16 protein-coding genes are annotated in these 20,880 nt (G+C 39.3%); 3 read left to right on the top strand and 13 right to left on the bottom strand.

All coding sequences use genetic code 11. The features are described 5' to 3' along the window. Positions 1 to 142 precede the first annotated feature (142 nt). The 5 genes from I6F54_RS08095 to I6F54_RS08075 form a co-directional block, all read right to left on the bottom strand. Positions 143 to 820 (bottom strand): tetratricopeptide repeat protein, encoded by a 678-nt coding sequence (locus tag I6F54_RS08095; RefSeq protein ID WP_165728635.1) that lies wholly within the window; start codon positions 818 to 820, stop codon positions 143 to 145. After that, entirely contained in the window at positions 817 to 2,736 is a 1,920-nt protein-coding gene (locus I6F54_RS08090; protein ID WP_165728636.1) for a pilus assembly protein N-terminal domain-containing protein, read from the bottom strand. Before I6F54_RS08090 ends, I6F54_RS08095 begins: the two co-directional genes overlap by 4 nt. A gap of 213 nt (positions 2,737 to 2,949) precedes the next feature. Next, positions 2,950 to 3,522, bottom strand: a complete 573-nt coding sequence (locus tag I6F54_RS08085) for a tRNA-(ms[2]io[6]A)-hydroxylase (RefSeq protein ID WP_007586685.1) — start codon at positions 3,520 to 3,522, stop codon at positions 2,950 to 2,952. 47 nt (positions 3,523 to 3,569) lie between these two features. Continuing rightward, positions 3,570 to 4,202: a sulfotransferase gene (locus tag I6F54_RS08080; RefSeq protein WP_197140680.1), complete on the bottom strand. Its 633-nt coding sequence runs from the start codon at positions 4,200 to 4,202 to the stop codon at positions 3,570 to 3,572. Between the two features lie 14 nt (positions 4,203 to 4,216). Beyond that, entirely contained in the window at positions 4,217 to 4,588 is a 372-nt protein-coding gene (locus tag I6F54_RS08075) for an MAPEG family protein (protein WP_007586689.1), read from the bottom strand. 153 nt (positions 4,589 to 4,741) lie between these two features. Between I6F54_RS08075 and I6F54_RS08070 the strand changes: the two genes are divergently transcribed. Continuing rightward, complete coding sequence (locus tag I6F54_RS08070; RefSeq protein WP_197140678.1) at positions 4,742 to 6,094, top strand: DUF2254 domain-containing protein; 1,353 nt, start codon at positions 4,742 to 4,744, stop codon at positions 6,092 to 6,094. 15 nt (positions 6,095 to 6,109) lie between these two features. On the opposite strand, the gene I6F54_RS08065 is transcribed toward I6F54_RS08070, so the two are convergent. The 3 genes from I6F54_RS08065 to ggt all read right to left on the bottom strand — a co-directional run bounded on the left by I6F54_RS08065 (position 6,110) and on the right by ggt (position 10,604). Next, positions 6,110 to 6,835, bottom strand: a complete 726-nt coding sequence (locus I6F54_RS08065; protein WP_007586691.1) for an SIMPL domain-containing protein — start codon at positions 6,833 to 6,835, stop codon at positions 6,110 to 6,112. A gap of 153 nt (positions 6,836 to 6,988) precedes the next feature. Continuing rightward, positions 6,989 to 8,683: an NAD-dependent malic enzyme gene (locus I6F54_RS08060; RefSeq protein ID WP_007586692.1), complete on the bottom strand. Its 1,695-nt coding sequence runs from the start codon at positions 8,681 to 8,683 to the stop codon at positions 6,989 to 6,991. Positions 8,684 to 8,825: 142 nt separating this feature from the next. After that, positions 8,826 to 10,604, bottom strand: coding sequence for a gamma-glutamyltransferase (gene ggt / locus I6F54_RS08055; protein ID WP_197140676.1), 1,779 nt, complete (start codon positions 10,602 to 10,604; stop codon positions 8,826 to 8,828). Between the two features lie 97 nt (positions 10,605 to 10,701). On the opposite strand from ggt, the gene rrtA reads away from it, so the two are divergent. Beyond that, on the top strand, positions 10,702 to 11,286 hold the full coding sequence (rrtA, locus tag I6F54_RS08050) for a rhombosortase (protein WP_197140674.1): 585 nt from the start codon (positions 10,702 to 10,704) through the stop codon (positions 11,284 to 11,286). Positions 11,287 to 11,374: 88 nt separating this feature from the next. Here the strand turns inward: rrtA and I6F54_RS08045 are convergent, their stop codons facing one another. From I6F54_RS08045 to I6F54_RS08025, 5 genes are all read right to left on the bottom strand, one after another. Then, the gene (locus I6F54_RS08045) at positions 11,375 to 13,879 is read right to left on the bottom strand and encodes a S9 family peptidase (protein WP_197140672.1); all 2,505 of its coding nucleotides are present in this window, start codon (positions 13,877 to 13,879) and stop codon (positions 11,375 to 11,377) included. 132 nt (positions 13,880 to 14,011) lie between these two features. Then, a complete protein-coding gene (locus tag I6F54_RS08040) occupies positions 14,012 to 15,187 on the bottom strand; it encodes an endonuclease/exonuclease/phosphatase family protein (RefSeq protein WP_197140670.1) in 1,176 nt (391 codons plus the stop codon). 124 nt (positions 15,188 to 15,311) lie between these two features. Continuing rightward, positions 15,312 to 16,460 carry a 5-(carboxyamino)imidazole ribonucleotide synthase gene (locus tag I6F54_RS08035; protein WP_197140668.1) on the bottom strand — a complete coding sequence of 383 codons (1,149 nt, stop codon included), beginning with the start codon at positions 16,458 to 16,460 and terminating at the stop codon, positions 15,312 to 15,314. Between the two features lie 2 nt (positions 16,461 to 16,462). Continuing rightward, complete coding sequence (gene purE / locus I6F54_RS08030) at positions 16,463 to 16,945, bottom strand: 5-(carboxyamino)imidazole ribonucleotide mutase (RefSeq protein ID WP_002962540.1); 483 nt, start codon at positions 16,943 to 16,945, stop codon at positions 16,463 to 16,465. Positions 16,946 to 17,106: 161 nt separating this feature from the next. Next, the gene (locus tag I6F54_RS08025; RefSeq protein WP_076916407.1) at positions 17,107 to 18,696 is read right to left on the bottom strand and encodes an ABC-F family ATPase; all 1,590 of its coding nucleotides are present in this window, start codon (positions 18,694 to 18,696) and stop codon (positions 17,107 to 17,109) included. Positions 18,697 to 19,598: 902 nt separating this feature from the next. Here I6F54_RS08025 and I6F54_RS08020 point away from each other — a divergent pair. Beyond that, positions 19,599 to 20,807, top strand: a complete 1,209-nt coding sequence (locus tag I6F54_RS08020) for a porin (protein ID WP_010552780.1) — start codon at positions 19,599 to 19,601, stop codon at positions 20,805 to 20,807. Positions 20,808 to 20,880 lie beyond the last annotated feature (73 nt).

Here is a 20,880-nt window from a genome sequence, read left to right as displayed (position 1 = left end):
GGTAAATATTAAAAGCAGTCTTGTGAGGTTACGTATAAAACGTAGGATGAGCGTAAGCTTTACTTGTATTTTTGATAAATAATAAAGTGGTTTTGGCCCTAAATAATGCCAAATTTTAGGTATAAAAAAAGGCCAGAAGGCCTTAAGAATAACAATTACCTAAAACGGAGAGTTTACCGCGCCTAGCAAGTGCTTTTTTATGCGTGGGTTCTGCACGTAAAACTTGCTCATAGTAGCCACAAGCCAATAAATTATTGGTATTAGCTTCTTCAATTAACCCTTTATGGTAAAAATAGGCAGTGCTATTTAAACCAAACTTAACCGAAAGCTCTAAGTAGTTTGAAGCTATAACGTAACTGCCCTGAGCATAATGTATAGAGGCCATTTGCAGGTATGGTGAAGCATGTGTACCAAAAACATCAACGCCGTATTGAGCAATACTTTTTGCTTTAGCTAAATTACCTTGCTCTATTGCTAACGTAACCCCTAAAGTAATTGCATTTAATGGTGGATTAGCTTTATTCAGTAATGTGTTTATAACTTGTTGAGATTGATTAGCACGGCCACTTTTATAAAGTACGTAGGCCGATATTGAAAGTATTGCCTTGTTATCGGGGTGTTCAAGCATTAACTGATTCACCTCATGCACTAGGTTTAAACAGTTACTTGCATTTATACCTTCACACTTTAATGGTTGGGAATTTAATTGGTATTTTTTAACGATGTCACTCAACGCGTTGTAAGGATTTACTGTTGGCTTGTAATCAATATGAGCGCAACCCGATAAAGTAAGCAGTAAAATTATATAAAATATTTTCATAGGCCTTGCTCCTGTATGTAACTAAGTAACTGGGTGTCTATATTTGCCTGCTCCCACGAACGTAAGGTATTAATTGGCTCACGCACCAGGTTTGGAGTAACAACAATAATTAGCTCGCGGTTGTTTTCACTTTTACTGGTTGTTTCGCTTAACTTTCCTAGCATGCTATTGCCGTTGCCATCAGGTACAAAGTCGTGGCTTGCGTTGTTATCGGTGCTAATTAAGCCACCAATAATAAGAGGTTGTCCGTCTTTTAAACGTGTTGATGTTTGCATGCTGCGTGTATTAAATGCACTACTGTTTAAACTGCTGCCTGTACTTTGTGCAATTTCGGCGGTTAACGTGGTATCGGGTAATGAAATTACAGGGTTTAGATCAAGTGTTATTCTGTCTTTGTCGTCAACCATGGCGCGTACATTTAATTCAACTCCAAATGATTTAAATTCTGTACCGCTAAACACCGACCCACTACTACCTTGCTGCCCGCTTGTAATTCCTGAAGGGCTATAACTTGTAGGTACAGGTACTTCACCACCGACTTTAAACACGGCACTTTCACCGGCTAAAACCGTGATTGTAGGGCGAGAAAGCGTTCGAGAAATACCTTCTTGTTCAAGTAATGAAAATAACATATCAATGGCAAACTGTGAGGTAGAAAGCTGTAAGTTATTAGTTAATTGACCGCCAATTAATTGCAGCGCATTTTCTATTGTTGCAGAGCCAGATTCACGATTAGTCATACCGTCACGGCCAAATAAACCCGCTTCTTTTTCATATCCATTAGAGAGCACGCTAATATCTGGGCGCCATTGCTTTAACCTACGTTGATTTACTTCGTATAGCTGCACCGATACACGCACTTGCGGTAAATCTTCAACTTCAATACTCGACAAAACTTTACCGCCAGCCACTGACAGCAACGTTGCTCTTGCAATATTAGAACTCACATTACTTAAATTTAATCCTGAGGTAGCATCATTTATTAAACCGCCTGACTCGTTGGCAAGTACTTCAATACCTGAACTTTTATCCTGCGTTGCGCCGCCCATTAAATTATTAGGATCAAGAGGAGAACCCTGAGTTTGTAATGCTTGCTCTGGTTCGAATAATTTATTAATTGTATTTAATAAGCGCACTAGCTCTATCTGGTTTTTTACAGAGCCGGAAAGTAAAAACACATCGTTGTCGTCATTTGATAACTCATCAACCGAGATGCGTTTAATGGTCACTTTATCTGCGCCCATTGATTTTATTACTTCGCTAATACGTTCTTCTTTAGGCTTGGGTGCTTGAGTTACTTTTATTAAATTAATAATAGCGACTTTACTCGAGTTTTGAGAGCTGCCGCCGTTTGCGTTACCCAAGCCTTGCAAGCGTTGAGCAAGTGAATTAAACATACCTTGGTTAGGATTTGAGGTGATAACGGGTTGTGATGCTTGTGAGCTACTGGCATAAAGGTAGTTTTTTGCAGCTTCATAAGCGGCATGACGATAATTTATAGTAGGTACTTCACCACGTAATACAACAGCATGGCGATCAGGCGCTATGGTTAGCTGTACGTCAGGATGGATGTCGTTTAAGGCATTTTCTAGTACGCTGTAGTCTTCGGTTACGCCAAGTAAAAATGTTTCAGAGCTTTTATCGTCGTACCACACCATCATAGATGTACGGCCCAACTTTTTAGCTAAAATTAGTAGCTCACGGCCATTTACCACGTTCACATCAAGTGTTGTTTCGTGGCCAAGTGCAATACGAGAAATATCACGGGTAAACACAAAGCGAGTATGCGTCCATTTAACTAAGTGCGATACTTTTTGTACCCGCTCACCATTTGCATTTTCTATATAATCTAAATGACTTTCACTGCCCATAGCGGTAAAAGATATTAGTAATAGTATAAAAATAAATTTTAACATAAGCCTTTCCCTCAATTTGCTTACTGTATAGGTAGCAAGTATGAGACCAAGGGTTTTTGTATTTATAATCAGTGGATTAAGATGTATAAACGTGTTTTTTATTATTTTGATTCGCAAATTGCAAATCAACAATTCATGAAGAGGTTAACAAAGAAATAAGAGCAGAGGTGTGTGGCGCAAAGCGAGTGAAAATACGCTTTACGCTAGTTTTAATTAATGCAAAGCGGCTGTAAACGGGATGCTTTCACAGATTTTAGCTTCAGCTATAAGCAGCTCTTCTAGACGAACATCAACTTCTTCTTTTTCAAAGTATTCGTAAGCTAGTTCTACAAATAGGTTTTTATGTTTTTCTTCTGACTTAGCAATAGCAACATAAAAGTCTTTTTCTTTACCCTCAGGAAGCGCTTGTGCAACTAAAGAAAAACGCTCGTGGCCACGTGCTTCAATTACACCGCCAACCAGTAATCGGTCCATTAAAAAACCATCACGACCGTGTCTAAACAGTGCACGTATTTGTTTTATGTACGGGTCTTTTTTGTCGTCACCTAAGTTTACATCTCGCTCTAAAAGCAATTTAAGTACTTGTTTAAAATGTATTAATTCTTCTAGCGCTAAGTCGGTCATAGCTTTTACTAATTTACGTTTGTCTGGATAATGCGAAAGCATAGACATAGCCATACCCGATGCTTTTTTTTCTGCAGCGGCGTGATCTTGTAAAAAAGTATTAAAGTCAGCAAGGACAACTTCGGTCCATTCAAATGGGGTGTGGTATTTTAATTCAAACATGTTCTGTACAACTTAAATAATAATGCGGGGATTTTAACGTATTTGATTTAAAAAATCTTGTAAGGCAGTAATTTATCTATCCGCCCTTTAGCCGTAGATTCAACTTTTAACGGGTGTTTAATATCGTTCCACGCGGTAACTTTGCCGCCCATATTCATTTTTTCAAAATCAGTTTTATCACTTTTTAACGCTAAAAAATTGCATAGCTTTTTATAGCTATCAGGCTTTGCTATATCAATGGATAAAAAATCGTTGTCACGGTTATTAAAGTACGTTTGAGCATCATTAAAATGTGTTTTATAGCAGTGAGCTAAGTAACTATCGTCGCTAATATTATTAAGCGAAAGCTCACTAAACGTATTTAAATAACAGCGTTTTATATGAATATTAAAGCCCCCGTCTGCACGGGTTAAATTAGTGTGCATACGCGTTAAAAGCTGTTTTATTGATACAAGCCATGCACCAAGTTCGCGCTCTAAATAAATAAACTTAGAGTCTGGGTAATGAATATCAAGCGCTTTAAAGTCATTAAATATGGGAGTGTCGGCAATCGCGTTAGCATTTTCAAAACAAGCATTAGTATACGCGGTATGCGCCGTTGTAATACCAAGCTCTAAAAATGCGTGGCACACACTAGTAGTGCCGGTACGCGGTAAACCTATTATAAATATTTTGCTCATTAACTTTTCTTTAATTAGCCACGTGTCACTAGCAATACAAAGGCGCTAACAATAATCACCAAAAATGTAGTAATGGTACCAATTTGGCGATATTTCAGGCTTTTTTCTACTATGCCTAAATTTTGAAACACACGCCCTATTAATAACGCACCACCTAATATATGACAGTAATGGCTAGCAAGCCCTTGGTATTCTGCTAAAAAAAGCAAAATTAAAGCAATTGGCACGTACTCCATAAAGTTAGCGTGGGCACGCACAGCACGTTGTAGCGTTGCGTTACCATTATCACCAAGTGATATCTGCTCCGCGCGGCGCACTTTTATTACGTTAAAGCTCAAATAAATGTAAAAGAATGCAAGTAATGCAGCATAAGTTGAAATGATCACGGCGTTTTCCTGTTATTTTTATCGCATAAGCATGCGCTTTATTATTGTGGGCGTGATAATAACATATAAATTTGAGCAGCATTATCAGAAGTTTAATAAATGCCTATGCTAAGCTAAGGGTATTAAGTAAGTAGAAAATTACATAAGGATTTTATGTTTGTACCTCGCAAAGTAGCCGACAGTTACCGTGAAATGATTAACAGTATTGGCTTTTACCCTTCTATGCTTTCAGTGGGCTTTTTAGTATTTGCCATTATAACTATGTCGGTTGAATATTTAGCCCCTATTGAGCAGCTAAAATCGTTTATATCGGTTGTACTTGTTGATAGCGCCGAAAACGCGCGTACTATTTTAAGCACTTTAGCGGGGAGTATTATTTCGCTTACCGTGTTTAGTTTTTCGATGGTAATGGTGGTTTTAAATTCGGCCAGTGCGAGTTTATCGCCCCGCGTAGTGCCTGGGCTTATTACGCGTAAATCACACCAAATGGTTTTGGGCTTTTATTTAGGCAGCATAATTTACTCAATTATTATGCTTATAAACATTAATAAACTTGAAGGTGGCAGTACGGCTATTCCTTCAATTGGTGTGTTGTTTGCACTTGTTTTTGGCTTGATTTCATTAGGTTTATTTGTGTTTTTTATACATTCAATCTCTCGTGCCATTCAGGTTGATAACGTATTAAATGGCTTGTTTAGCCAAACTAAAAACGAAATTAAAACAATAATACTAAGACAACAAGAGAACCCAGTTGAAGACTTTCCAGACTTTAGCAAGTGGCATTCGGTAAGCAGTAAAACAGAGGGATATTATAAAGGCGTACATACCGATAAGCTGTGTGCCATTTTGGCAGAGCAAGATATAAAGGTGTATATCTCTGTTAACCAAGGCTATTTTACAGTTAAAGGTTACCCGTTTTTAAAATGTAATAAAGATATAGCAAACGATGAAGAGCTGATAAATAAAATTCTCGACTGCTTTATTTTTTATATAGAAGAGTACATTAGCGATCATTACCGTTATGGGTTAACGCAAATATCTGAGATTGCAGTTAAGGCAATGAGCCCGGGTATCAACGATCCAGGTACTGCGGTTAAATCAATTGATATGCTGAGTATTTTACTTATCCAAAGGCTGTCAATTAACGATATTAACTACTCGTTTAAGCACAGTGATAATGCCCCATTGTTATACCTTCATGAAACAAGCTTTGATGAGTTATTACACGACAACTTTACACCGCTGCGTAATTACGCCAAAGGCGATGCATACGTAATGACAAACGTGCTTGAGGCATTTAAAAATATTTTGTTTGTTGCCCATAAAGATACCGATGCACGAAACAGTTTATTTAATTATTTAAATGCAATTGTTGATGACATAAATGAGCATGTAACTAATGAATACGACAGACGCGAAGTAACTAATATGCTTAACTCAATAGCGCGTATTAGCCAGGAGCAAGGTGAGAAGTTGGTGGCACGTTTTGAGCACCACCAAAAGTAAAGATATCTAACAATTTTAGTCTATGTAATACACAGCATAGCTTGACGCTGTTACTTTAATCTCTCCAGCATGGTAGGCATCAGGTACATAGTTACTTGGTGCGCTATCAGCCATCATTACTTTTTCTGCACGCATGTACGGCTGCGACTGCACATTGAGTGGACTTAGTGACGCGCTATATAATCCTTTTAAATCAACGCCATAATCTTCACTAAACTCTTTTGCTGCATCCCGTGCGTCTTTAATTGCTAACTTTTGCGCTTTTTTATGCAGCTCGTTGTAGTTACTTGCTAAAAATTGCGTTTGATTAATTTCGTTAATACCGTTGTTAACTAAGCTTTGTAGTAACTCTGGGTATTTATTTATATCGCTGAGTTTTACTGTTAACGTACGAGAAACCTTAAAGCCTTTAAATTCTTGATTACCGGTAGTGCGGTTGTATTGGCTATCACGGTTTATTGAGATTTGCCCGGCGTTTATATCTCCCTCTTTAACACCAATTTCTTTTACGAGCTTAATTGCCTTAGCGATGGTTAAGTCGGTTTTATTTTTAGCTGCAATTAAGTCTTTATCAACTTCGGTAATACCTACACTAAGCTGTACGTAATCTGGCATTGTAGTAAGAGTCGCTTCGCCCTTAACATAAATATGAGGAGCATCGGGTGTCGCTGCCGCGAGTGCATCAAAACTAAGTACGTTTAAAGCCAGTGCACTACCTAAAACAAGAGTCAGTGTTTTCATTAGTCGATCCTTTAATTTTGTAAATGCTATTAAAGACCTTACGTGGTTAATTAAATATGAACAAGCACAAAAAAACAGGCAATTGCCTGTTTTTTGTTAAGCGTTGTAACTGTGCCTACAACGTTATTTATTTTTAATTACGTATAAACCTAATTAAACACTACAACGTTTATAGTTACGGTATTTTGGTAACCAGTAATTTTTGTCGATTGCTGCCCATAACGCATCATCAGTAATCTCAAGAGCAACGCCCTCTTCGATTGCTTTTTTAGCAATGGCAAATGCAATACGCTTACTTAGCGTTTCAATTTCAGTTAAGGCTGGTAATAAACTGCCTTTACCTGTGTTTGCACGCGGCGACGACTCTGCAAGCATTTCGCTAGACACACTTAACATAGCATCTGTAATGCGTGTTGCTTTAGCGGCAATAACCCCTAAACCAATACCAGGAAAAATATAGCTATTGTTACATTGTGGGATTGGGAAAATTTCACCGTTGTGTTCAACCGGATCAAACGGGCTACCTGTTGCAACAAGCGCCTTACCGTCAGTCCACTTAATCACATCAGCAGGATGCGCTTCTACCTGCTTAGATGGATTACTCAATGGGAAAATAATTGGCTGTTCACAACCGGCGTGCATTGCACGAATAGCCTGCTCAGTAAACAAACCAGGTTGGCCTGAAACACCAATTAAAATGTCTGGTTGTGCACAGTGCATAACATCAAGAAGTGATGCGTATTCACCGCTGTAAGTCCAATCACTTAACGAGCCTTGCGGTTGTGCAAGTGCTTGTTGGAAATCGCGTAAGCCTTCCATACCCTCTGAAAGTAGGCCAAAACGGTCAACCATAAATACTTGGCTACGCGCTTGAGCTTCTGTAATACCTTCAAAAACCATTTGGCTAATAATTTGCTCAGCAATACCACAACCAGCAGAACCTGCACCCACAAAAACTACTTTTTGTTGGCTTAGGGTTGAATTTTTAACACGACACGCAGCAAGTAAAGAACCGACCGTTACAGCCGCAGTACCTTGAATGTCATCGTTAAAGCTACAAATTTCATTGCGGTAGCGCTTAAGTAACGGCATTGCATTTGGTTGTGCAAAATCTTCAAACTGAAGTAATACATTTGGCCAGCGACGTTTAACCGCTTTAATGAATAAATCTAAAAACTCATCGTATTCGTCTTGAGCAATACGCTTATGGCGTGCACCCATGTACATAGGATCGTTTAAAAGCTTTTCGTTATTAGTACCCACATCAAGCATTACAGGCAATGTGTATGCTGGGCTTATACCACCACACGCAGTGTAAAGTGACAATTTACCAATTGGGATACCCATGCCACCAATACCCTGATCGCCTAGGCCTAAAATACGCTCGCCATCAGTTACAACAATCACTTTTACTTTACCTTTGGTAGCGTTGCGTAAAATGTCGTCAATTTGGTAACGATCTTCATACGAAATAAATAAGCCACGTGCGCTGCGATAAATGTCTGAGAATTTTTCACAAGCATCCCCAACTGTAGGCGTGTAAATGATTGGCATCATTTCTTCGAGATGATCACGCACTAAACGGTAGTAAAGTGTTTCGTTGTTATCTTGAATCGCACGTAAGTAAATATGCTTATTAAGGTTGTCGGTAAAGCTAGAATACTGCTGATAACAACGCTCAACTTGCTCTTCTATTGTTTCAAAGCGAGGAGGAAGTAAACCAGCAAGATTGAAATTTTCGCGTTCTTTTTTACTAAAGGCACTGCCTTTATTTAATAGCGGTGTTTCAATTAGGCCAGGGCCAGAATGATGAATATATAAGTAGTTAGGATCAGTATTAGTTGTCATATTTCCAGGCTTTAACGGAGTCTTAAGTTATGATCTGTCATTATCAGTATTAAAGGTTTAATTGCAACGACAATTAAGCTAGTCAGACCATTGAGAGAAAACACATGCGGGCTTCACTGCCCGCAAGCATATTATACATAATTTAAAATTGTATAGTGGCGTTATTATCAGTTAAATCAGATAACGCAACACCTTCACGGCGCGGATCAGCTCCGCCATATAAGGTATTATTTTTAACTTCAACTGCGTGTAAGCCTGAGTTTAAATCAATAATACGTACATTGTGGCCGCGTTTAGTAAGCGCAGGCGCAATAGCTTCTATGGCTGTGCCTTTTTCAAGGCTGGTGTAATCGTTACGATTTGTTGTACGCGGTAAGTTAATGGCGTCTTGCGCTGATAAATTCCAGTCAATAACACCCACAACAACTTGTGCAACGTAATCTATGATACGACTACCACCAGGTGAGCCTACAATTAAACGTAAGCTGCCATCTTTATTAAATACCATTACCGGTGACATAGAGCTACGCGGGCGTTTACCAGGCTCTACACGGTTTGCTACAAGCTTGCCGTTTTTACGTGGCGATAACGAAAAGTCAGTTAGTTGGTTATTTAAAATAAAGCCGTTAACCATAACCGTAGAGCCAAACGCCATCTCAATTGAACTGGTCATCGAAACTGCATTACCTTTACTATCTACAATAGAGACATGCGAAGTAGAAGGTAACTCGTATGAATCATCCATTGCATAACTTAAGTACCCTACTGGATTACCGGCTACGGCTTTTTGGTCTGTTTCGGTAATTAATTTAGCGCGTGAGGCAATGTAATCTTTATTTAAAAGCTCTTTTGTAGGTACTTGAGTGAAATCGGGATCGCCCATGTACATATCGCGATCGGCAAATGCAATACGCGAAGCTTGGCTAAAGTAATGAATCGCCTTTTCGCCATTTGGTTTAAGTGCGCTCATATCTTTATGCTCAAGTAGGCCAAGCATTTGTAGTACTGCTACACCGCCACTACTTGGTGGCGCCATAGAACACACGTTATAAGCACGGTATTGTATACATACCGCATCACGTTCTTTACTTTTGTAATCTGCTAAATCTTCCACACTTAATTTACCAGGGGCAACTTTAGAGTGCTGTACAGCATTAACCATTTGTTTAGCGTTTTCGCCTTTGTAAAATGCATCAATGCCCTGCTTTGCAATGTCTTTGTATAAATCAGCAAGTGGTTGATTCTTTTTAACGCTACCCGCTTCGATTAATTTACCATTTGGGTAAAAGTATTCGTTAATAATCGGCATACTCAATACGCCTGGGTTTAACTGGCGTGCTAATAAGCCATGTAAACGCGGCGAAATTACAAAGCCTTGCTCTGCAAGTTCAATAGCTGGTTTAAAAAGTTCTTCCCACGGCAAGGTACCGTATTGTTTATGCGCGCTTGCAAAGGCATGTAAAATACCAGGCACACCAACAGAGCGTCCGCCTACTACAGCTTCAATCCATTTAACGGCTTTACCATGCTTATCTAAAAACAGCGTTTCGTCTGCATTTGCAGGTGCTGTTTCGCGGCCATCAAAACTAGTCAGCTTATTGTTTGCTTTGTTGTAGTACATCATAAATGTACCACCGCCAATACCTGACGATTGCGGTTCAACTAAAGTAAGCACTAGTTGAGTAGCAATGGCAGCATCTACGGCACTGCCGCCTTGGGCTAAAATTTGTTGACCGGCTCTTGAGGCATATGGATTTGCAGCAGCAACCATGTATTTATCACCTTGCACCACTTTTTTATGGATTAATCCAGTAGCGGCTTCAGGTTCGCGAGTTTCAATTTGAGTTGCTTGCTGTGCAAATGAAGGCAGTGATACTGCGCACAGTCCAATGGCAAATAATGAGTTAAGTTTAAAATGCATAAAAATACTAAAAACACTTAATTACGTAGTTGTATTTGGCATCTTAAAGTTAAACGGGCACAATATGCAAAAATTTTGACTAAAAAAATATAATAAAATGCTTAATTTACCTATTCAACCACGTTATATATTACCGCCTATTATTCTGCTGCTATTTAGTACCATTTTTGCTGCATTTGATTTAAATAATTTACTTGAATTTAACCGAAGCCTAATTGATGAAGGCGAACTGTGGCGAATCTTTTCTAGCCAATTTGTTCATGCTAATTGGGCTCATTTGGGACTAAATGCCAGTGGTATTTTACTAATATGGTTACTACATGGCGAATACACATCCCCTACTCGCTACGCTTTTAATACAACTGCGCTAGCACTTTGGTGTGGACTCGGCGTGTATTGGTTTTGCCCAAGCATACATATTTACACCGGATTAAGTGCTCTACTGCATGGTGTAATTATTTGGGGGGCAGTTAAAGATATAACTGTAGGGCTTAAGTCGGGTTATTTATTATTTATAGGCGTATGGATTAAAATAGCGTTTGAGCAATTTAGCGGCCCAAATGCCGATATAGGAAAACTTATTAACTCCACTGTGGCCATTGATGCACATTTAATTGGTGTAATTGGCGGGACTCTACTTGCCATACCACTGGCTATAGAGCTCTTAAAAAAGCAAAAATAGCGCATAAGCTATTGCTCATACAATAAAAACGCTGCGTTAGTTTATTAAACTAACGCAGCGTTTTTGTTTTTATACTTTATTTTAAGAATTAAAGCGTTTCTTTAAATAATTTATGAATACGTCGGTATTCGTCTAACCAGCTTGAAGGCTGTACAAAGCCATGTGGTTCAACTGGGAATATCGCTGTTTCAAAGTTTTGCTTTTCCAGCTCGATTAAGCGCTGTACTAAACGTACTGAATCTTGAAAAAACACGTTATCGTCAACCATAGGTGAGTTAATTAATAAACGCTTGTTTAAACCCTCAGCATAGTAAATTGGCGAGCTACGTTCATAGGCAATCGGGTCAACATCAGGATGGTTTAATATATTAGCCGTGTAACCTGTGTTGTAGTGCGCCCAATCGGTAACAGGGCGAAGTGCTGCACCCGATTGAAATAACTCTGGCGCGGTAAATAAGGCCATAAAGGTCATAAAGCCACCGTAAGAGCCGCCATAAGTACCGACTGCTTTAGTATCAACATTGGCATTTTGAGCCATCCATTTAACACCATCGGCTAAATCTTGTGTTTCAGGTGTGCCCATTTGACGATAAATCGCAGTACGCCAGTCACGTCCGTAACCTTTAGACGCACGGTAATCCATGTCCATTACTATATAGCCTTCGTCAGCTAATAATGAATGAAACATAAATTCACGAAAATAAACCGAAAAGCCCATGTGTGAATTTTGTAAGTAGCCTGCGCCGTGATTAAAAATAACCGCTTTACGGTTTTTGCCTACTTCACCCTCTACGTAATCAGCTGGGTAGTACACTTTAGCGTATATAGGTTGATCAGTATGGCTCGATGGCACGGCAACAATTTTAGGTGCAGTTAGCTTTTTAGCTAAAAATTCATCCGACACAGTATGGGTTAAGCGCGTGGCTTTTGTATTGGCTTGTGCATCTGCTACGTAAAGCTCATTAGGCATGGTAATTGTAGAGTGCTTAAGCAGTAACTTGGTTTCATCAGGGCTTAACGTGTAGTCAGTCATGCCATTTAAGTCAGTAACTTGCTCACTCTTACCTGTTTGCGGGTTAACACGGTAAATTTCGTAAAGACCTGGGTGCTCAACATTCGCTTTATAATAAATAGCGCTGTCGTCGCTGGTAAGCGTTAAATTAGAAACCTCAAATTGGCCTTGTGTTAGCGCAGTTGCTTTACCATTTACTGGTTTTTTATAAAGCTGGCTATAACCCGACTCTTCCGATAGATAATAAAGCGTGTTTGAGTTATGCAACCAACCAAAGTCATTAAATGCATAAGCAATCCATGCATCGTCATGTAGGCGGTGCTGCGAAACAAGTTTGTTGTTTTTAAAATCTACAGTTGCAAGCCAACGATCTTTGTTGTCCCAGGCTTCAAGCATGATAGCAACTTGTGACCCGTCATCGTTCCATACTATTGGGCTTTGCTCAAAACCCCAGTCCATAATAAGGTTAATGCCACGAGGCGCCTTTTTAGACTTATATGTTTTACCATCACGTGCATAATTTTCTTTTTTAACTGCGGCTAAAACATCTTCATCAAAACCCGGTAAGGTATTAAAGCTAAGTGATGTTTGCTCTTTATTAGTTAAATTGATGTACACAAGCTTTGAGGTTTCTTCTTTAGCATCGGCTACACGGCGGCGTGCTTTTTTAGGCTCTATAGTGGCGTCATTTGTAATGTAGTTAGGCATAATATCGCCCTCACCACGCCAATCTGTTTGCTTTTGTACAACAACTAACAGCGCATCACCATTTGGCGAAAGTTGTGCCTCAGATACTTTATTACCGTCACCTAAGTAATAAGCCGTGTTAGCAATTGAATCGTTTTGTTCATTAATTTGCTCACTGCGCGCTTGCTTATCTTTTTTGTTTTTTTGCTGAAGCGCCACAAATTTAATCAGTTTATGCTGCTCTTTAGCAATATAAGTGCTTGGCTCTTCAATGCCTTTAGGCTCATCGGCAAGCTTTAAGTTAGCAAGCTCGCTCGTTAAACCTGTTTTTAAATCAACTTTAAAAAATACATTGCCTTGGCGATAAACTAAATCGCCATTGTTTAAAAATTGTGGTTTAGACTCGCTTGCTGATGTCGCTGTAATTTGTTTAAGTTCACCCGTTTTTAGGTTTTTAACAAATACATTGCCTTTAAACGTGTAGGCCGCCATTGTTTTATTTTTTGAATAAACAGCTTTATTTGAACCCACAGTATGAAGCTTATTAAGTGCTACTTGCTCTGCTGTTTGGCTAGTAACCGATTGGCTAAATAAATCGCGTAGTGTATTACCTTGCTCTTTTTGAGCATAAATAATAGTAGCCGAATCGCTAGCCCAGTAAGCACTCTCTGGCTGATTACCCATCCAATCTGGATCGGCCATTGCTTGTTCTAGCGTTATTTTTTGTGAGCCGATATCTGCTGGTGTGTTTACAACCGCAGCAATCTTAGTTGCTGGTAATACACTTTGCTGTGTTGAAGAGGTGTTAGCAGTAGCGCTACAACCTGCAAGCATTACACTTGAGGCAACAGCTAAGGCCACTAACGTTTTAGATGAAGAAAAATTAAAAATCATAGTGCTTCTATACGGTTATTATAATTAAGCCGTATTTAAGCAGAAGCACTCAAGTTATTGCAATTTTTTAAGATAAATAGCCATTAAACAGGGTAAAGCTCAGTTTACTAACGCCCCCTTTATTAGTGGACGCTATTCAACTATTAAATCAAGCCACACCATACGGTGATCGCTCGATGCGTTTCTGTCCTTAATTAAACGATATTCATCGCTGGTTTTAGTTGGCCAAAACACCCCACCGTCTTTAATTTTTAAGCCATAGTTTGACGGTAGTACGTAATCAACACGCGCTTGCCAATTAGCACTGTAATTTTGTGCATAAGGTACATCGTATTGCTCTTTAGCGCCTTCACTTTTTGGAACAAATTGAGCGTTAATAAGTGGGTTTTTAAGCAGTTGGTCGGTGGTATTTGTACGCGCTTTATCGCCCTCTGGTGCGGCATTTAAATCGCCTAAAATAACAAAACGAGAGTAAGTTTTTAATCCGCCTTTTTGGCCTTTATCATCGTAAATATACTTGGCGTTTGATACATAGTCGGCAATTAGCCTTACTTCATCGTGGTTACGCTTGCCATTCCTGTCCTCTTCGCTATCAAATACAGGCGGTGTTGGGTGAGATGCAATAACATGAATGGTTTTATCATTTACGGTAATAGGTAAATCCCAAAATGATTTAGAGCTGAGCCTAAGTGCTTGCCATTCTTGCGCGTTATACCAGTTTTCGCCTGTTTTAGGCATCACTGGCATTAGTGCATTTGGCATGTCTTTATATTTAAAGGTTTGAAGAGTTCTTACTTTATCAAAATCGATTGGGTATTTTGACAAAATAGCCATACCATAATGGCCTTCAAAAAAACCAAAGCCTTGTGCATCGCCCATCACGCCATTTTTTTTGCCATCATTATCTAAATCAAACTCGGTAGCTAGGCCTGTATTTACCGGGGCTATATAAGAGTAAGGATAGTTAATAGCCTTTTGTTTTTGCTGACCTACATTTAAAAAATGTTTATTAAAGTATTCAATGCCCTGCTCTTTTGGGATGTAATCAAATTCGTTAAGTAAAATAATGTCAGGGCGAACACGTTGAATAATTTCGGCTATGTTTTTAATTTGCTGGTGGTTTGCTTTAAGTGCGTTAACTAAAGCATCACTTTTAATTTGCTCACCTTTAGGCGTGTGATTAGTTGCATCCATACTTACATTAAATGTAGCAACACGAAGAGAGTCTGATGCAAATGCACTGTTACTAAAAAAAGTACTAAAAGAAGCGGCAACAAGTAGTGCGCTATAAATTGCTTTAAGTTTCATTAAATAATTTCACTGTAAAATTTTAGACTCAATCATTATTTCACAAACTGGGTATCCACGCGCCTTTTTTAAACATAAAAAAGCCGAGCAAGCTCGGCATTTAATAAAACGAGTATTTAGCCGTTTAATGAAGGATTAAATTAGCTGCCGCTTTTAAAATACCTGGGTAGTCTTGCTCAGGTAAATATTCAGTAAGCTCACCTAATTTATCTGCTAGGTCGTTCATGCTAGTGGCTGATACGTTTATATGGCCCATTTTACGACCTGGTTTTGCAGTTTTACCGTACCAATGGCTAGTCACATCTGCGTATTTTAGTACGTCAGCTGGAATATTAGGTTGCCCTAGTACGTTTATCATCGCGGTAATGTGTTTAAGCTCTGTATTACCAAGCGGTAAACCTGCAACAGCACGCATGTGGTTTTCAAACTGTGAGCAATGGCAGCCTTGTTGCGTCCAGTGGCCTGAGTTATGTACGCGCGGTGCAATTTCGTTAACGAGTAACGTACCTTGTACATCAAAAAACTCAATAGCTAATACGCCAACGTAGTTAAGCTCGTTTGCTATTTTTGTAAATGCATCGTTTGCTTGCGCTTCAACGCTGTGATTATTTTTACCAGCAATAGAAAGCGTTAATACACCATTTGTGTGCTCGTTTTCTGTTAGCGGATAAATAGCAACGTTACCGTGTTTATCGCGCGCACCAATAATAGATACTTCACGATCAAACGGGATCATTTTTTCTGCAATAATTGTATGTGGCGCAAGCTCGGTGCCCGATGCAATAAAATCAGACATTTGTGACCAAATTTCGTCTATTTGACTATCCGATTTTAAACGCCATTGGCCTTTTCCATCGTAACCCGCTTGGCATGTTTTAATAACAAGTGGCTTACCTAGGGTTTTAACGGCAAGTTCTAAATGCGCTTTTTCAGTAATTAATTGGTACGGCGCACAAGTTACGTTTGTTTTATCTAGCAATGCCTTTTCAAGCGAGCGATCGCCACCGGTTTTAATCGCGGCTTTTCCTGGGTAAAACTTATTGCTGTTGCAGCAAAGTGTTAGTACGTCATCAGGAATGTGCTCAAACTCTGCAGTAATTGCATCTGCGTTTGATATTGCTTGCTCAAGTGATGTGGTATAAACCTCGCCAGTTAGCGGGTGCATAATTTGCTTGCTGCCTACATCGTACGCCACTACGTTTAAATTAAGTGGCGCGCCTGCAAGGCTCATCATACGTGCAAGTTGCCCTGCACCTAATATTAAAATATTCATTATTACTCTGCAGGGTTTGGATTAGCTAATATAGTATCGGTTTGAGCTTTACGAAACGCTTCAATTTTTGCAAAAATTTCTGGATTTTGACACCCTAAAATTTGTGCGGCTAGTAAACCTGCGTTTGCTGCGCCCGGCTCACCAATTGCAAGTGTGCCCACTGCAACGCCTTTAGGCATTTGGCAAATAGATAAAAGTGAATCAACACCATTTAATGCTTTTGATTTTACAGGCACGCCCAGTACAGGAAGCGACGTAAAAGCAGCAGCCATACCTGGTAAATGAGCCGCGCCGCCAGCGCCAGCAATAATAACTTTAATACCGCGTTCTGCGGCTGAACTTGCGTAATCAGCAAGTAATTGAGGAGTGCGGTGTGCAGACACGACTTTAGTTTCGTACTTAATGCCAAAATGCTCAAGCATAAGTGCTGCATGTTCCATGGTTGGCCAATCTGATTTAGAACCCATAATAATGCCAACAGTCATAAATACTCCTCAGTAATGTATTTTTAAAATAGCGGACTTATGTCCTGTTTAAGCCGGGTATTATACCCAAAGCCATATTAATTGCGACTAATACAAAGCCACAAAAACAAAAAAAGCCATGTTTAAACATGGCTTTTTAGGGTTAACGTGTAAATAGCTAATTAAGCTTCTTTACTCGCTAGGTATTCTGCGTAGTTGCCTCTAAAGTCAATGATTTTACCATCTTTAACTTCCCAAATTCGGGTAGCTACCGATGATACAAATTGACGATCGTGCGATACAAACATTAATGTGCCTTCGTAGGCTTCAAGTGCTAAGTTAAGCGCTTCAATAGATTCCATATCCATGTGGTTGGTTGGCTCATCCATTAGCAATATGTTTGGTTTATGCATCATAATTTTACCAAACAGCATGCGGCCTTGCTCACCACCTGAAATTACTTTAACTGACTTTTTAATATCGTTTTGAGAGAACAACATACGACCTAAGAAGCTACGAACCACTTGCTCGTCGTCGCCTTCTTGTTGCCATTGCTCCATCCACTGAAACAAGTTCATGTCGGTCGCAAACTCATCAGCGTGGTCTTGCGCGTAGTAGCCAATGTTCGCGTTTTCAGAGAACTTAAACTCACCGGCTTTAGGAGCTAAGCGCCCTGCTAATGTATTAAGTAATGTTGTTTTACCAACACCATTTTCACCAATAATAGCAATACGTTCGCCAACTTCTACTAAACCTTCAAGTCCAGAAAACAACGTATTGTCCTCAAAACCTTGCGTTAAGTTATTCATTTCAAGCGCGTTTCTGAATAACTGCTTTTCTTGGTCGAAGCGAATAAACGGCGTTTGGCGTGAAGACGCTTTAACTTCGTCTAACTGAATTTTGTCGATACGTTTAGCGCGCGATGTTGCCTGCTTAGCTTTAGATGCGTTAGCAGAGAAACGTGATACAAACTGTTGAAGTTCAGCAATTTGGTTTTTCTTCTTCGCGTTTTCGCTAAGTAGTTGCTCACGTGCTTGCGTTGCTGCAAACATGTATTCGTCGTAGTTACCTGAGTAAATACGTAGCTCACCGTAGTCAATGTCGGCCATGTGAGTACACACAGAGTTTAAAAAGTGACGGTCATGCGAGATGATTATCATGGTACAGTCGCGTTGGTTTAACACGTCTTCTAACCACTTGATGGTGTAAATATCCAAGTTATTGGTAGGCTCATCAAGTAGCATTATATCTGGGTCTGAAAACAACACCTGTGCAAGTAGCACACGTAGTTTAAAACCAGGTGCAATTTCTGACATTGGGCCAAAGTGTTGGTCTGTGCCAATACCTACGCCTAATAGAAGCTCGCCTGCTTTAGATTCAGCAGAGTAACCATCCATTTCAGCAAACTCAGTTTCAAGATCGGCTACTTTCATACCGTCGTCTTCACTCATTTCTGGTAAAGAGTAAATGCGGTCGCGTTCTTGTTTTATTTTCCACAGCTCTTTGTGACCCATGATCACAGTATCAATTACTGAGTATTCTTCGTAGGCAAACTGGTCTTGGTTTAGTTTAGCAACACGTTCATTTGGATCAGTACTTACATTACCTGAAGACGCTTCGAGCTCACCACTTAGAATCTTCATAAATGTTGATTTACCACAACCATTTGCACCGATTAAACCGTAACGGTTTCCGTCGCCAAATTTTGCTGAGATATTTTCAAATAATGGTTTAGCACCAAATTGCATGGTGACATTAGCTGTACTAATAATAGCGCTACCCTCCAAAGGAGTAATGATGTATTTAAATTGCGCGCAGTTTAAACCAAAATGGCCTGTTTTTCTATGAAAGTTTAAAGGCAAACCTCGTCGTTTAAGGCAATTATTATCACTGAGCTACTCGTAATTAAAATAACAAATTAGATTTAGTGTTTTTGCAAATTGTTATTCAACTTAGATAAATTAAAATTCATAAATACATTCATAATAAACCGATATGAGCGTTTAGAATTTGGTATATAAATAGGGTCTGTTGATCTTTTAAGGTTGAATTTCCAGCAGTCTGTTTGGTATTTAGGCAAGGCAGAGCCTATACAGTGTGGTTATTCCCCATAAATGGGCGATAACGTAGCATTAATGCCAAACAGGCGCTGCCCAAAGGGTTCTCCCTAGGGGCTATTTACTCTTTGTTGCTCGGTTTTTACTTAGCCCACTAGGTTACAAACTTCGCGCCGCAATTAAATAGCCCCTAGTTTGAACAAATTTCAATCCGCAAAGATCAACAGACCCTAGAGTAAAAACACTTTTAACGTGTTTGTGTGTTTACTTAACTCATTTTTGTACAACCTATAACAATAAAAAGTTATATTTATGAAAATAAAGCACTTTTAGAGCTTTTGCACTAGTCGCTATTTTTTAACCAAGATGAAATTAATTCAAATTAGAATTTTAACACACCACTTATTACCAATCCTTTTTACCTACAAAACAACTAAAAAAACAAACCTCAGCAACACCTGAAAAACAAAATTAACCTCGAGTGAATGTCAATTAAGTTTGCCGTCCAATTTTGTTGATTTTTTTTCACTTTTGAGCCGTTTATTGCTTTGTTAATCTTCGAACCTGAATTTTTACCTACGTAAAAACACTGAAATTTACACAGGGCAACACACAAGATGAGCAAAAAATTAGCGACACTGATTAGCGCAAGTATTGTATTAGCACCCGCTGTTTCGGCGGTAGAGTTATACAAAGATGATAAAAACACTCTAAAAGTAGGTGGATATCTTGATGTGCGTGTAATTAACACACAAAACGAAACCGAAGTTGTTAACGGTACTTCGCGCATTAACTTTGGCTTTACCCGAAAGCTCAAGAAAGACTGGACTGCCCTTGCACTCGTAGAATGGGGTGTAAACCCTGTAGGCAGTAGCGATATAATTTATAACAATCGTTTTGAGTCAATTCAGGACGAGTTTTTGTATAACCGTTTAGGTTACGCAGGCCTTTCACACGAAAAGTATGGTCAACTTACCATTGGTAAACAATGGGGTGCATGGTACGACGTAGTTTATGGCACAAATAATAGCTTTGTATGGGATGGTAATGCAGCTGGCGTTTACACCTATAACAAAGACGATGGCGCTGTAAATGGCACTGGCCGTGGCGATAAGTTAGTGCAGTACCGCAATAGCTATAACGATTTTAGTTTTGCAGTACAAGCGCAGCTTAAAAACAGCGAATTTTATACCTGTGACGTAAGCGATATTTCAGAAGAAGAATGCGAAACGCTATGGAACTCTGGCGATAGTGCAGCCCAAGAAGTTGAATTTAACTACACATTTGGTGCATCTGTAACATATACCCCTACCGATATGCTCACGCTTACAGCGGGTATTAACCGTGGCGAGTTTGATTTAACGTTTGGCGATGGTTCTACTCGCAATGTTGAAGATTTAATTTACGGTGCAGGCATTATGTGGGGCAATATTGATAAGCCCGGCCTTTACGTTGCTGCCAACATAAATAAAAACAAAAACCACGACACCGATAATATTGGTCGCTTAATTGATGACGCAATAGGTGTAGAAACATTTGCATCTTACCGCTTTGATAACGATTTTCGCCCTTTTATTGCCTACAACGTGTTTGATGCAGGTGATGACTACGTAATTCAGCCAAACTTTAACGCCGATCCAGACGATGTATTTAAGCGTCAGTTTGCTGTTATTGGCCTTCACTACTTAATTGACGAAGACACTATTGCCTACGTAGAAGCGCGTAAAGACTTTAGCGACTTTGAAAGTGATAACGACGATCAACAAGCACAAATGGAGCAGTCGGAAGATGACGGTATAGCATTTGGTTTTAGATATAAGTTCTAAATATAAGTTCTAAATATAAGCTCTAAATATAAGCTCTAAATATAAGTTAAAAACGACTACAACTTCCCTAAGC

Origin of the sequence: Pseudoalteromonas sp. SWXJZ10B, from assembly GCF_015864475.1 — a bacterium.
Lineage (GTDB): Bacteria > Pseudomonadota > Gammaproteobacteria > Enterobacterales > Alteromonadaceae > Pseudoalteromonas > Pseudoalteromonas arctica.
Note: the sequence above shows the minus strand (reverse complement) of the source record. Positions and strands in the feature narration are given on the sequence as shown.

What these genes read in the sequence shown, in the direction of transcription:
- I6F54_RS08095 (WP_165728635.1), bottom strand. Translation starts at nt 820, where the DNA reads ATGAAAATATTTTATATAATTTTACTGCTTACTTTATCGGGTTGCGCT.
- I6F54_RS08090 (WP_165728636.1), bottom strand. Translation starts at nt 2,736, where the DNA reads ATGTTAAAATTTATTTTTATACTATTACTAATATCTTTTACCGCTATG.
- I6F54_RS08085 (WP_007586685.1), bottom strand. Translation starts at nt 3,522, where the DNA reads ATGTTTGAATTAAAATACCACACCCCATTTGAATGGACCGAAGTTGTC.
- I6F54_RS08080 (WP_197140680.1), bottom strand. Translation starts at nt 4,202, where the DNA reads ATGAGCAAAATATTTATAATAGGTTTACCGCGTACCGGCACTACTAGT.
- I6F54_RS08070 (WP_197140678.1), top strand. Translation starts at nt 4,742, where the DNA reads ATGTTTGTACCTCGCAAAGTAGCCGACAGTTACCGTGAAATGATTAAC.
- I6F54_RS08065 (WP_007586691.1), bottom strand. Translation starts at nt 6,835, where the DNA reads ATGAAAACACTGACTCTTGTTTTAGGTAGTGCACTGGCTTTAAACGTA.
- I6F54_RS08060 (WP_007586692.1), bottom strand. Translation starts at nt 8,683, where the DNA reads ATGACAACTAATACTGATCCTAACTACTTATATATTCATCATTCTGGC.
- ggt (WP_197140676.1), bottom strand. Translation starts at nt 10,604, where the DNA reads ATGCATTTTAAACTTAACTCATTATTTGCCATTGGACTGTGCGCAGTA.
- rrtA (WP_197140674.1), top strand. Translation starts at nt 10,702, where the DNA reads ATGCTTAATTTACCTATTCAACCACGTTATATATTACCGCCTATTATT.
- I6F54_RS08045 (WP_197140672.1), bottom strand. Translation starts at nt 13,879, where the DNA reads ATGATTTTTAATTTTTCTTCATCTAAAACGTTAGTGGCCTTAGCTGTT.
- I6F54_RS08040 (WP_197140670.1), bottom strand. Translation starts at nt 15,187, where the DNA reads ATGAAACTTAAAGCAATTTATAGCGCACTACTTGTTGCCGCTTCTTTT.
- I6F54_RS08035 (WP_197140668.1), bottom strand. Translation starts at nt 16,460, where the DNA reads ATGAATATTTTAATATTAGGTGCAGGGCAACTTGCACGTATGATGAGC.
- purE (WP_002962540.1), bottom strand. Translation starts at nt 16,945, where the DNA reads ATGACTGTTGGCATTATTATGGGTTCTAAATCAGATTGGCCAACCATG.
- I6F54_RS08020 (WP_010552780.1), top strand. Translation starts at nt 19,599, where the DNA reads ATGAGCAAAAAATTAGCGACACTGATTAGCGCAAGTATTGTATTAGCA.